Origin of the sequence: Paenibacillus sp. FSL R10-2748, from assembly GCF_038005565.1 — a bacterium.
Classification (GTDB): Bacteria; Bacillota; Bacilli; order Paenibacillales; family Paenibacillaceae; genus Paenibacillus; species Paenibacillus polymyxa_B.
Genome location: NZ_JBBOTK010000013.1, coordinates 83,414 through 96,226, shown reverse-complemented (window position 1 = coordinate 96,226; position 12,813 = coordinate 83,414). Strand labels below are relative to the sequence as shown.

15 protein-coding genes are annotated in these 12,813 nt (G+C 44.4%); 13 read left to right on the top strand and 2 right to left on the bottom strand.

Going from position 1 to position 12,813, the window contains the following annotated elements; genetic code table 11:
- Positions 1 to 195: 195 nt before the first annotated feature.
- The gene (locus NSS66_RS25475) at positions 196 to 615 is read left to right on the top strand and encodes a hypothetical protein (RefSeq protein ID WP_013308104.1); all 420 of its coding nucleotides are present in this window, start codon (positions 196 to 198) and stop codon (positions 613 to 615) included.
- A gap of 372 nt (positions 616 to 987) precedes the next feature.
- Here the strand turns inward: NSS66_RS25475 and NSS66_RS25470 are convergent, their stop codons facing one another.
- Positions 988 to 1,515 (bottom strand): hypothetical protein, encoded by a 528-nt coding sequence (locus NSS66_RS25470; RefSeq protein WP_023986421.1) that lies wholly within the window; start codon positions 1,513 to 1,515, stop codon positions 988 to 990.
- 400 nt (positions 1,516 to 1,915) lie between these two features.
- Here NSS66_RS25470 and NSS66_RS25465 point away from each other — a divergent pair, with 400 nt between their 5' ends.
- The 10 genes from NSS66_RS25465 (at position 1,916) to rsmI (ending at position 9,933) form a co-directional block, all read left to right on the top strand.
- Complete coding sequence (locus tag NSS66_RS25465; protein ID WP_023986422.1) at positions 1,916 to 2,101, top strand: sigma factor G inhibitor Gin; 186 nt, start codon at positions 1,916 to 1,918, stop codon at positions 2,099 to 2,101.
- Between the two features lie 144 nt (positions 2,102 to 2,245).
- Positions 2,246 to 3,829, top strand: a complete 1,584-nt coding sequence (locus NSS66_RS25460; RefSeq protein ID WP_340960052.1) for an aminotransferase class I/II-fold pyridoxal phosphate-dependent enzyme — start codon at positions 2,246 to 2,248, stop codon at positions 3,827 to 3,829.
- A gap of 103 nt (positions 3,830 to 3,932) precedes the next feature.
- Positions 3,933 to 4,580 (top strand): dTMP kinase, encoded by a 648-nt coding sequence (tmk, locus tag NSS66_RS25455; protein WP_013308107.1) that lies wholly within the window; start codon positions 3,933 to 3,935, stop codon positions 4,578 to 4,580.
- A 74-nt stretch (positions 4,581 to 4,654) separates the two neighbouring features.
- Entirely contained in the window at positions 4,655 to 4,984 is a 330-nt protein-coding gene (locus tag NSS66_RS25450) for a cyclic-di-AMP receptor (protein ID WP_007427998.1), read from the top strand.
- 197 nt (positions 4,985 to 5,181) lie between these two features.
- Positions 5,182 to 5,625: a YaaR family protein gene (locus NSS66_RS25445; RefSeq protein ID WP_013308108.1), complete on the top strand. Its 444-nt coding sequence runs from the start codon at positions 5,182 to 5,184 to the stop codon at positions 5,623 to 5,625.
- 247 nt (positions 5,626 to 5,872) lie between these two features.
- Positions 5,873 to 6,868 (top strand): DNA polymerase III subunit delta', encoded by a 996-nt coding sequence (gene holB, locus NSS66_RS25440; protein ID WP_023986424.1) that lies wholly within the window; start codon positions 5,873 to 5,875, stop codon positions 6,866 to 6,868.
- A gap of 138 nt (positions 6,869 to 7,006) precedes the next feature.
- Positions 7,007 to 7,807 carry a PSP1 domain-containing protein gene (locus NSS66_RS25435; protein WP_013308110.1) on the top strand — a complete coding sequence of 267 codons (801 nt, stop codon included), beginning with the start codon at positions 7,007 to 7,009 and terminating at the stop codon, positions 7,805 to 7,807.
- Between the two features lie 27 nt (positions 7,808 to 7,834).
- Complete coding sequence (yabA, locus tag NSS66_RS25430; RefSeq protein WP_025722558.1) at positions 7,835 to 8,209, top strand: DNA replication initiation control protein YabA; 375 nt, start codon at positions 7,835 to 7,837, stop codon at positions 8,207 to 8,209.
- A gap of 90 nt (positions 8,210 to 8,299) precedes the next feature.
- Entirely contained in the window at positions 8,300 to 9,055 is a 756-nt protein-coding gene (locus NSS66_RS25425) for a tRNA1(Val) (adenine(37)-N6)-methyltransferase (RefSeq protein WP_023986426.1), read from the top strand.
- Positions 9,052 to 9,933, top strand: a complete 882-nt coding sequence (gene rsmI, locus NSS66_RS25420; protein WP_023986427.1) for a 16S rRNA (cytidine(1402)-2'-O)-methyltransferase — start codon at positions 9,052 to 9,054, stop codon at positions 9,931 to 9,933. Before NSS66_RS25425 ends, rsmI begins: the two co-directional genes overlap by 4 nt.
- 124 nt (positions 9,934 to 10,057) lie before the next feature.
- On the opposite strand, the gene NSS66_RS25415 is transcribed toward rsmI, so the two are convergent.
- Complete coding sequence (locus NSS66_RS25415; RefSeq protein ID WP_007428005.1) at positions 10,058 to 10,312, bottom strand: AbrB/MazE/SpoVT family DNA-binding domain-containing protein; 255 nt, start codon at positions 10,310 to 10,312, stop codon at positions 10,058 to 10,060.
- 331 nt (positions 10,313 to 10,643) lie between these two features.
- Here NSS66_RS25415 and NSS66_RS25410 point away from each other — a divergent pair, with 331 nt between their 5' ends.
- A complete protein-coding gene (locus NSS66_RS25410) occupies positions 10,644 to 11,927 on the top strand; it encodes an HD domain-containing protein (RefSeq protein ID WP_023986428.1) in 1,284 nt (427 codons plus the stop codon).
- Positions 11,928 to 11,969: 42 nt separating this feature from the next.
- Positions 11,970 to 12,740, top strand: a complete 771-nt coding sequence (locus NSS66_RS25405; RefSeq protein WP_068938706.1) for a TatD family hydrolase — start codon at positions 11,970 to 11,972, stop codon at positions 12,738 to 12,740.
- Positions 12,741 to 12,813 lie beyond the last annotated feature (73 nt).

Genomic DNA, 12,813 nt, shown 5'->3' with positions numbered 1-12,813 from the left:
TCTTTTTTTGCATATACGTATACTTTAGAAATATCCTTACAAAAGGAAGGTAACATTTTTGTTACGGAATGTAAGAGTAAACCCTGTATAATATAGGTATTGAATCCCATACACACACGCTGCATTATTGCAGAATTATGCAAACTCCATCATAGGATTTTGTATAGTCAATCAGGCTGGTAAGGAGGGAAGATCATGCGGCGAAATAAATGGCTTGCTCTATTGGTGCTATTCAGTGTCGCTGTCGCGATTCTTACCGGGTGCGTGGAGGAGGAGCCTTCTTGGACATCGTTTGAGGGTGCTGCCAATGAGAAGACGTTTCCGGTTCCCAAAGAAGCTAGTAAAACCGATCGGGCCAGCAGTAATTCGGACATGGACTATGTTCGCTATGCACTGCCAGCATTGAAGGAAAGTGATAGTCTACCTGCTCCTTATCTAGAGGAGATTGCAGCTTGGGGCTGGACTGAGGAACCGAATTTATCCACCTCGAATCAGAAGGTGTTTCAGAAAAATAAACACATGGTGCATTTATCTGTGCATGATGGTTCTTTTACTGTATTGGTTCCAAAAGACAGAAAGGCTGTTGTGAAGAGCAAAAGCGTGGATCTTAATTAGGGACACGGTTTTTAACCGAGTAAGTAGCATAGGATTTATTGTAGATCATATTTTTAGTAAACTCATAGCGTATTGTATGCTGTGTATAATGATGAATGAAGAGATCGGATATGGGGAAGCACTCAGAACTGCAGTTGAGTAGGGGTGGCTTCCTTTTATATATTTGCATGTTGATCAAATGCTCTACATGAATAACGAGGATAATGATGAGGAAAAGTTTACTTGATAAGCGAATATAACGATTACAGTTGTTAAGTCACAAAAAAAGGAGTAACCGGTTGAGGTTGCTCCTTTTTTATTGCTTCGGTCTATATGGGTGTAGGTTAGTTCAGACCTGAATTTTCTATCTGTACGGATAATGAGTGGTTAGATTTACTGTTGATAATATGAGGCATCTTCATCGGTAAACTTCAACATGCCGTCTTTTCTCTCGCCTGTAAGCCGACTGAGGATGTATAGACGCGGTGCAATAAGCCATAGATGCCAGAAGAGTAAGGATACAGTAAAGGCTGGTGGAGACCAGAGAATGAATACGGCTGATAAGCAGATACCGATCCAGAGGGTATGTATGTGCACACGACGAAAGATGCTATAGCCTATATACTGGTCTGTCATATAGCCTAGCCAAGGTAATTTACGATGGAATGCCCAGCGTTTGCGGAAGGATGTTCCGCCACCGATGTATAGGACAGATCGTGAGATTACGAAGTGTACCCATAAGGTTAGGAAAAAGGCAAGAGCAAACAAAAACACGCTAGTCCAGGAAAAGGCAAGAAGCAGAAAGAGAAGCATAATAATAGGTAATGTGATGTGACTCCATATTAGTTGACGCGGTATACTGATTTTTTTAATGAGCTTGTAGTGATAGTAGGTAGCTTTGGTTCCGGTTTCCTCTGTCATGCGAACAGTCCTTTCATTAATCTACTGCATCACAAGTGGCTTCCCGTCCACAGCCGGAAAAAGGGACGGTACTTCGCTCATGCCGCTTTAAATAAGCATTTAATCGTTTTTGTAGAAATACAGAATGATCAACATCCAGTGTTAGCTAGCCTACTCTATAATTAATGGAAAAGCTATCACTGATGAAGTGTTCAAGGGCTCCGATGAAAGGGTATCCATACATAAGAGCTTTTCTTATTATATCGGCATAGACGGCTGTTTTTTAAACATACGGGGTACAAACACCATAATGGCCCAGAAGGAATATATATAGAGTATATCGTCGAACTGGGCTATGAAAAGGTTTAAAATAGTAGAAAGTGCCCCATACTAATAGTAAAAGAAACAAGGTGGGATGGATATGCATGATCAAGGCGGCCACCGCTGCATTATATGCGGGCAGCACAAGCATGAAGGCATTTTTATCGTTTCCGAGTTTATCTGTGATACGTGTGAAGCTGAAATGGTGCACACGGATGCAACTGATGCCAAATATCATTTTTTTATTGATCAATTAAAGCAAATCTGGGTACAGAAAAATGCATAATATCCTTTGCTAATTAGTCTTTGAAGGATTGGCATTCCAAGGTCTGTCGATACGGGCCTTTTTTTCTGTGAGTAAAAGTAGGATTCCGCTTGATTTTACGATAAAATAAGGTAGATATAAAGCTTTGTTTGGAAGGATTGCAGAATGATGGGGAAAAAGGCGGTACATGCACCATTAATGGAAGCTCTAATACGTTACCGGACTCAGGGCAATGCTTCTTTCCATGTACCCGGTCATAAAAATGGACAAGTATATGAGCATGAAAATATTGCGTCTCTGTTGCAAGAAGTGATGTCTATTGATGCGACAGAAATTTCTGGACTGGATGATTTGCATCACCCAGAAGATGTGATTCGTGAAGGGCAGGGACTGGCTGCAAAGTGCTTTGGTGCTGAAGAGAGCTTTTGGCTAATTGGAGGAAGCACGGTCGGTAATTTGGCTATGATTTTAACTGTATGTACGGAGCCGGGAGATCTACTGCTGGTACAGAGGAATGTGCACAAATCTGTCCTGAACGGTCTCATGCTGTCAGGGGCTAACGCGGTATTCCTGGATCCGGAAATAGATACACTAAGCGGACTGGCGGTTGCCCCAACGACGGATACAATAAAGGCTGCACTGAAGGCCTATCCTTCGGCTAAAGGGGTGTTACTTACACTACCTAATTACTATGGGATGGGGCATGACCTGACGGCAACGGCTAAGGCTTGTCATGCAGCCCATGTGCCGCTATTGGTAGATGAGGCACACGGTGCCCATTTTGGGTTGCATCCTCGTTTGCCAGCCTCTGCGCTGTCCTGCGGGGCTGATGTAGTCGTCCAGTCGACACATAAAATGCTTCCAGCGATGACCATGGGTGCCATGTTACATGTGCAGGGAGAGAGAATCCATCGGGAACTGCTTCGTCAGCGGTTGGCGATGGTGCAGAGCTCTAGCCCTTCTTATCCGTTAATGGCTTCACTGGATTTGGCAAGATGGTATATAGAGGCGTATGGAGCGGATGCTTTTACAGTGGGCTTAGCGGCGGCAGATGCTTTTAGAAAGGGCCTGGAGCAGCTCCCACGCTTTCGCTTGCTAGAACCTACACAGCAGGTACTAGAGGGGAAAGGCGCTCACAGGGGAATCTCTGAGGTCCTAGAAAGGGCTGAGGAGGGAATAAGCGGATATTCAACCCAGGACCCTTTTAAATTGGTGCTGTATGATACATGGGGGATACTGGATGGGTTTGGACTCAAGCATGAGTTGGAGACTTATGGATGTACTCCAGAGATGAGCGACGAAAAACATGTTGTTTTATTGTTTACGTTAGGCTCTACGCCTAAGGATGCGAGTCACCTGTTGCAGGCTCTTGTGCATATAGATAATGATATAAGATTTAAGGAGACGGCTGGTGAGCCGGGGGCAACGGAAAAAGAGCTGCAAAGACTCGAATTAGATTTTTCCACGTGGAACAATGATAGAATGAAGGGATACTCTAGTCCGGTGCCGTTTGGACTTCGACCGATTAGCCCGGATCAGATAGAGAACGTGTCTGTAGAGGATTCCGCTGGCAGGGTAGCGGCTGAAATGATTATCCCGTATCCTCCAGGTATTCCGCTGTTATATACAGGAGAAACAATCACAGAAGCGATTGCACTGCGGATGAGTCGTCTACGTGAGCTGGGAGCCAAGTGGCATGGGATAGCAGATGAAAGTATGCTTACAATTCGGGTATTCCGTTTACAATAAAGATTAGATACTAGAGACTTAACAAATACAGAAGACTGAATAAAAGAAGCATACGTAGCCTGTGGGTGACTTTTATTTTTCAGGCAGGAAAGCAGGGAATAACATGAATCGCAAAGGCATTTTTATCACACTGGAGGGGGGAGACGGCTCCGGTAAAACAACTATGATTCAACGGCTGGCGAAGTTTATGGAGGAAGAAGGCTATCCAGTCATCACGACGAGGGAGCCGGGTGGCATCGAAATTTCCGAAAAGATTCGCTCTATCATTTTGGACCCTGCTCATACCAGTATGGATGCTCGAACAGAGGCACTTTTATACGCGGCGGCGCGGCGTCAGCATTTGGTGGAGAAGGTAAAGCCGGCTATTGAACAGGGAGCTATCGTATTATGTGATCGTTTTGTGGATAGTAGCTTGGTCTATCAAGGATTTGCAAGAGGGATCGGAATTGAAGAGGTAGCTTCAATTAATCGCTTCGCGGTGGATGATTGGGAGCCGGATGCCACATTTTATCTGGATATTGAGCCCGAATTGGGATTGGCAAGAATTAATGCGTCACGAGGAGCAGAAATGGACCGCCTCGACATGGAGAGTATATCGTTTCACCATAAGGTGCGAGAGGCATATTTGGAGTTGGCTCGCAAATTTCCGGAGCGAATTACAATTGTTGATGCATCTCCGGCGCCAGAGCAGGTGGAGCAAGTATTGAAGGATTTGCTGAAAAAGCGGTTTGTTCAGAATTTTAGCATATAATTGTCGAAGGATATACGGTAAAATTGAGCTAGGGACAAGGTTGTCTCTAATATGACTTGAAGGAGGAATACAGGATGAAGCTGATTATTGCGATTGTACAGGATAAGGACAGTAATAGATTATCCAGCGGACTGGTGAAAGCTAATTTCCGTGCTACCAAATTGGCGAGCACAGGAGGATTTCTGCGTGCAGGTAATACGACATTTATGATCGGTGTTGATGACAATCAGGTGGACTCATTAATGAACGTCATTCGCAGCAGTTGCAAGGTTCGTGAACAGCTGGTCACACCCGTTACCCCTATGAGCGGGACGACGGATTCCTATTTACCGTTACCTGTTGAAGTGCAGGTGGGTGGAGCGACGGTATTCGTGATGCCTGTAGACCGTTTCGAGCATTTCTGAATCTACACAATAGGGCCTATTCTGCCGATATGATAGGGGAATCGCCTGTATCTTCTCACATGATGGGAGTGAGGGCAGATCCACTAAAACGGCAGCGCTACAGCGTAGTCCCCGGAAAGCCGAAGAAACCCCGAGTTCTAGTTTGAACTGTTCATGAAGGGGGAAAGTGGAAGCATCCGGGGAGAAAGCAGGTTTATATGAAAATAAATCCGGGCTATCGCCCTTTACAAAGTACATTGTCTACAAATGAAATGAGTGCAAAGCCAATTCAGCCCAAGAGCTTCTCCGACGTTATGCAGCAAAATGGGGAGCAGGCTTCGCAGGAGGAATTGAATCGGCGCTTTAAGGAAATACAAATGCAGGGAGATCGTCTTGCACGTTCAATGACGATTCGTGAGTTGAAGGCTTATAAGATGCTGGTTAAACGTTTTTTGGAAGATACAGTTCGGCGAGGCGTGTCCATGAAGGACACAAAGGGTTGGGATCGCCGGGGACGCAGCAAACGTTATAAGCTGATTGATGAAGTGGATGAGCTGTTGCTCAAAATGGCGGATGAGCTGCTTGAAACTGAACAAGGCAAGATTGAGCTTTTGCAAGGGGTCGGTGAGATCAGAGGATTGCTGATTAATCTCTCATTTTAATGCAGACTTATGTTATAAATGAATACAGACGGGCTGTTGCCACGAAGAAATAATCTGCTTGCTGATCATGCTGGCAGATTATTTTTGACTATGTATATGTGGGCAGACGTGATACGGAAATAGCAGCAGTTGCCCCGAAAAACGAGGATTTGAAGTTGGAATCATGAAAATAGCAACAAAGTTTGCCCGGAAGAACAACGGTTTGCTGAGGGATCACAGTTGTTTTCAGTGGAGAAAGTGAGGAAATATGTCTTTTCAACATATAATGGGCCAGGATGTAGCCAAAAAAATGCTGCAAAGTGCACTACGGAATCATACGGTCAACCATGCCTATGTTTTTAGCGGGCCGCCGGGAAGCGGGCAGATGAACATGGCGCAGATCTTTGCTAAGGCTTTATTTTGTGAGCGACAGACGGATGATGCATGTGGGGAGTGCTTGTCGTGCCGTAAGGTAGAGCACGGGAATCATCCAGATTTGCACATTGTAGAGCCGGATGGAGCTACGATTAAAATTGATCAGATTCGCGGGCTTCAACGTATATTTTCTTACAAATCTGAAAGCTCCAATCCGAAGGTATATATTATTCGACAGGCGGATACCATGACAGTGCAAGCTGCTAATAGCCTACTTAAATTTCTAGAGGAGCCCCAGATTCCAGTGGTCGGTATACTCATTTCTGAAAATGGACAGGCGTTGCTACCTACGATTCAATCACGGACGCAGCAGGTTCCTTTCCACGCTTTACAGCCGGAAGTGATGATGCAGGCGTTAATTGGGGAAGGCTATACGGCAGGGCTTGTCCGGTCGGTCGTTCATATTGCTTCAGGACTGGAATCATGTAGAGAAATTCTCCAGCAGAATTGGTTTGCAGAAATTAGAAACGTAGTGTTACAATTAGTGAAGGAGTCCATGAGTCGGGGGAGCTCGTCTATTATTCTGGCTCAACAGAAGATTTTTAAAACTGGACTTTCTGAACACCTGGATATTCTGTTTCATCTGTTTCATTTGTGGTTTAAGGATATGCTTCATTTCCGTTACGGAAGGCACGAAAGCATTGTTTTCATAGATCATTTGGAGTCCGTCTCCAAATTGGCAATCACCCGCAGCACGGAACAATGGGTCTCTTATATGGATTTGGCCGCGAATTGCAGGAAGAAGCTCCGTTTTCACGTCAACGGGCAATTATGCGTGGAGCAGCTTCTGATTGGGTTGTCCGATACAAGCGGTTCTATCACCGGCTAACAGGAAGGCGCGCTTGTTCCACTCTGCACAATCCGCGACGCCAGGTTCCCGGTTTGTGCGACAGTGAGACTTCAATTGCGGCCATTCGTACAATGTCGGCTTCAAATGAGGTTTAGTGGCATACAAGGGGGTTAATTTTTGTATAGTGTAGTGGGTGTCCGTTTCAAGAAGGCGGGCAAGACTTATTATTTTGATCCGCTGGACCTTCCAGTGGAGAAAGAAAACTGCGTCATTGTAGAGACCGCGCGCGGTATTGAATATGGCAAGGTTGTAGTGGGCAAAAAAGAGGTAAATGATTCGGATGTTGTCCTGCCCTTAAAAAAAGTCATTCGTATTGCTGGGGATGATGATGCTCTTGTTGTAGAAGAGAATAAATTGGCGGCCAAGGATGCATTCGGCACGTGTTTAAATAAAATTAAAGACCATGGCCTTAAAATGAAGCTGGTAGATGTAGAATTTACATTTGACCGCAATAAGATCATTTTTTATTTTACGGCAGAGGGTCGGGTGGATTTTCGAGAGCTTGTAAAGGACTTGGCCAGTATTTTTCGTACACGGATCGAGCTGCGGCAGATCGGCGTACGGGATGAGGCTAAAATGCTTGGCGGAATCGGACCTTGTGGACGTATTCTGTGTTGCTCCTCATGGCTGGGGGATTTTGAGCCGGTATCTATTAAGATGGCGAAGGATCAGAGTTTGTCGCTGAATCCGACGAAGATTTCCGGGTTGTGCGGGAGATTGATGTGCTGCCTCAAGTTTGAACATGATAACTACGAAAGCATGCGAGAAGAGCTACCTCAGGTGGGTAAGATGGTTATCACCTCTTTGGGAGAAGGTAAAGTCGTAGGTGTGAATGCAGGTCATCGCACGGTGCATGTTCAACTGTTTGAGATCAGTAAGGTCAAGGAACTTCCAATGGACGATGTAGTCGTCAAGTAAACCATTAGGTTGCTTCGGGGTGGAAACTTGGATAAATTAAATGTTTTTGCGCGTATTCACGAAATGGAAACCCAAATGGGACAGTTGCATAGCGATCTGGGTGAATTGAAACTGGCAGTAAAAGAGCTGCTGGAGGAAAATCAACGACTAACGATTGAAAACGAACAGGTGCGCAAGATGCTCAAACGTGAAACCTCTGGAGAAGAAAAGACGGCAAACAAGCCGAAGCTTCCTCCTCCGATCGTCATTAAGGATGAAGGGCAAACGGGTGAGGTCGTGGGCGAAGGCTACGACAATCTAGCAAGGCTGTATCATGAAGGATTTCATATATGCAACGTGTATTACGGACATTTGCGAACGGAAGGCGATTGCCTCTTCTGTCTGTCATTTTTGAATAAATAAAAACAAGCCGTAGGAGCAAGATGCCTACGGCTTTTTTGTAAGGAAGTATGAGTGAAAAGCGATTTTGGTTATAAAAGATGGGAGAGCATTATGGACGAAAATGAAAAGAAGTCTGAACGAATTGATGATTTACTTTCACATAATTTGCGCATTATCCAAAGTGATGAAGTATTCAGCTTCTCGATGGACGCGGTCTTGCTGGCACGTTTTGCTGGTATTCCACAGCGTGGAAAGATCCTGGATCTGTGTACTGGCAATGGGGTTGTCCCGTTGTTGCTAACGACACGAACAAAAGCGTCTATTGAAGGAATTGAGATTCAACCACGCTTGGCAGATATGGCTAGACGTAGTGTCAGCTTGAATGGATTAGAAGCAGCAATTCAGATTCGGGAAGGGGACCTACGTGAGCTGGTTCACATCACGGGACATGGTGTTTATGATGCGATTACCGTGAATCCCCCCTATATGCCGCTAAATGGTAGCGATATCAAGCTGAATCCTCACCAGGCAATTGCCCGTCATGAAGTGAACTGTACACTGGAAGAAGTCATTCAGGCATCCACCCGGCTTGTCCGTAATGGGGGCAAAGTATCCATGGTTCATCGCCCGCAGCGATTGGGTGAGATTATAACCTTGATGCGTAATCATAGTTTGGAACCCAAACGAATACGTTTTGTTCACCCACGAGTTCATATGGAAGCCAATATGGTACTGGTTGAAGCATTACGTGACGGCAAACCGGAGGTTCGTCTGTTGCCTCCGCTCATTGTATATCAGGAAAATGGGAATTATACTCAGGAAATAAGAGATATCTATGGAGAAGTAAGCAAGGGGGATTCTGTGTGAAAGCAGCTGTACAAAAAAGCTTTAGTACCAGCGAAGAAGAACGGGGAAAGTTGTATCTTGTTGCAACACCCATTGGGAATCTGGACGATATGACCTTTAGGGCGATTAACACCTTAAAATCATGTAGTATTATCGCTGCCGAAGATACGCGGCAGACACGCAAACTGCTCACCCATTTCGAAATTACACCGGATATGCTCTTCAGTTATCATGAACATAATAAGGCTGCCAGTGGGCCTGAACTGATACGTTATATAATAGAAGGAAAAAATTTGGCACTGGTTAGCGATGCAGGTCTACCGGCCATTTCTGACCCTGGTTCGGATCTGGTCAAGCTGGCACTGGAAGCGGAAATTAGCGTCATTCCTATCCCAGGAGCAAATGCGGCACTATCGGCTTTAATTGCCTCAGGACTGGATACAGAAAGGTTCACCTTCGCTGGCTTTCCACCACGGGAGAAAAAGGATCTAGAGAAGCTGTTGCTATCGTTTCAGGTATCTCACGGCACAATTATTTTTTATGAATCGCCTCATCGCATTGTGAAGACATTGATGGTGTTGAAGGAAACATTAGGTTCACGCAAAGTGGTGCTTGCGCGTGAGCTGACCAAGCTGCATGAGGAATGGGTTCGGGGAACCGTGGAGCAATGCCTTGCTAGACTAGAGGGAAATCCACCGATTGGTGAATATTGCCTGGTGGTTGAAGGAAAAGACGAAGAGGAAGAGGAACAGGAACGTCAGGCGTGGTGGCAGTCCTTATCTTTGGAGTCCCACGTCGCACATTACGAGGCAGAGGGACTTACACGTAAGGATGCAATGAAGCGTACAGCCACAGATCGTTCAATCTCCAAGAGAGATGTTTACAACGCACTCTTATGAATATCTGTCTAAACAAAAAAGGGCCTTCCAACGGTTGGGTTCAAACCGTGGAAGGCAACAAGGAGTATATATGAAAAAGGTTAGAATTAACAATATCTGATAAGTCTATTATATACTAAAATTCTCAGTTTGTCACAGGTGTTGGGATTTCAGAAATGCAATCTTGGCAAACAATTTTCCCTTTGAAGTAAATTACGTTCTCAGCATTGCCGCAGAAGATACAAGCAGGCTCGTATTTTTTAAGCATGATGCGTTCGCCATCAACATAAATTTCCAAAGCGTCTTTCTCTCCGATTCCCAGGGTACGACGCAATTCGATTGGAATAACAACACGTCCGAGCTCGTCAACTTTTCTTACAATACCAGTGGATTTCATCATAATAAATCAGGCTCCTCTCGCCGTTTAAAATAATATAAGTGTCATGATTCGACAAAATTTTCTCTTTTCTGATATTTACTATACCAACGATTCCCAAAACAGTCAACCTTAAAAATGTAGTAACAGTCTGATTATGCAAAAGTATTTAGATTAAAGACCTTTACTCATGTGTATTGCCTTATCTTATTGATGATTTATTCAGTTTGTCGATTTGGAAATGTCGAAAAACTATAATTCGACATATTACGACAAAGAATGTCGAATGAGGGAAATCATTTAGGATTTTATTGTATTTTAATCCATTATTCCGAATATTAAAGGAGCTGATATCTTGCACCAGCCACTCAGTGAAGAAAAAGTTTTTAAAGACCCGGTACATAATTACATCCATGTTCAGGATACTGTGATATGGCGGTTGATCAACACGCCAGAGTTCCAACGTTTACGGCGCATACGGCAGTTAGGCACATCGTATCTTACGTTTCATGGAGCGGAGCATAGCCGTTTTTCACATTCATTGGGCGTATATGAGATTACGAGACGTATTATTTCTCAATTTGAACGTGGAGATTTCCCAGATTGGCCGAAGGAGGAAAGGCTGGTTGCTCTGTGTGCAGCCCTATTGCATGATGTGGGGCATGGCCCATTTTCTCATTCAATTGAGGAAGCCTTTCATATGAACCATGAGGATTGGACATGCCGCATTGTACTGGGAGACACGAAGATCAACGCTGTGCTACGGCAAGTCGACGACAAGCTTCCACAAAAGGTGGCTGCGGTTATAGCCAAAACGTATGATAAGCCAATCGTTGTCAACTTGGTAACCAGTCCGCTAGATGCTGACCGTATGGATTATTTGTTGCGGGATGCTCATTCGACAGGTGTCAACTACGGCACAATTGATTTGGATCGTATTTTACGACTGCTACGTCCTCATAATGGGAGAATTGTTGTGAAGGAATCAGGCATGCATGCAGTAGAAGATTATTTAATGTCACGCTACCAGATGTATTGGCAAATTTATTTTCATCCTGTAACACGCAGCTCGGAAATCCTTTTACGTAAAATTTTCAAGCGAGCAAAGGAATTGTTTAAAAACGGATATGAGTTTGGTTTTCTGCTGGACCCGCTGCCGGATCTGTTGAAAGGAGAGCTTACAGTAGAGCAATATCTGATGCTCGACGAGTCATTAATCCAGACCGTATTTAGCCAGTGGAAACGAGAAAAGGACGAGATTTTAAGTGATTTGAGCAGCCGTTTTATGGACCGTAGATTGTATAAATATGTAGAGATTGAAAATATGGATACAGATACCATTGACAGTATTAGAGAAGCTTTGAAAGAGGCTGGTTTGCACCCTGAATATGATTTTGAAATTGATTTTCCGACAGATCTTCCTTATGATGTGTTTCGGCAGGGTGGCTCGACGGACAACCAGATTTTACTGCTTGGACGTCAGGGCGAGGTGAGTGAAATATCCGAAGTTTCGGAAATTGTGCGCTCAATAAGTGGTATTCACCGAGGAAAATATCATATGTATTTTCCCCAGAATAAATTGAACGCGGTAAAAGACAGGCTTCCTGCCGAAATAAGGAATTATTTTGTCAAAGAATAGACAACTATATAGAAATGTAAGTAAAAAAAGGAGATGTAAACCTTGGATTTATTCGACACTCATACTCACTTGGATGCGCCACAATTTGACGAAGATCGTGAAGAAGTTATAGCACGTGCTGTCGAATCAGGAGTAACACGGATGATCAATATCGGATTTAATCGTGAGACCATTCCATCCACTATGAAATTGGCCGAGACGTATGATTTTATTTATGCGGCAGTTGGATGGCATCCGCAGGATGCTATTACAATGCAGGAGGGCGATCTAGAATGGATTGCATCGTTATGCAGTCATAAAAAGGTTGTAGCCATCGGAGAGATCGGTCTGGATTATTATTGGGATACATCACCGAAGGATGTGCAGCATCGGGTGTTTCGAAATCAAATTGGTCTGGCTCGTGAGCTCAAAATGCCCATTGTTATTCATAACCGGGATGCACATGAAGATATTGTTAGGATATTGCGCGAGGAAAAAGCGAGTGAGATTGGAGGAGTCATGCACTCCTTTTCGGGTAGCTGGGAGACAGCCAAAATGGTGCTGGATATGGGATTTCACCTTTCCTTTGGTGGTCCAATAACGTTCAAAAATGCCAAGCAGCCAAAAGAGGTGCTCGCACAGGTGCCGCTGGACCGTCTGCTCATTGAAACTGATGCTCCCTATCTGACGCCTCATCCGTTTCGTGGGAAGCGAAATGAGTCTGCACATGTGAGACTGGTAGCAGAGGCTGCAGCCCAAATCAAAGGGATTACAGTGGAGGAATTAGTGTCAATAACGACCCAAAATGCCCTGGAACGATTTGACATTCAATGAAAAAGTGAAGAAATCGATCAAAATAAAGAGATAGACGAAGCTAATCATGAATTTGTTGCAGGAAACTCGAGAA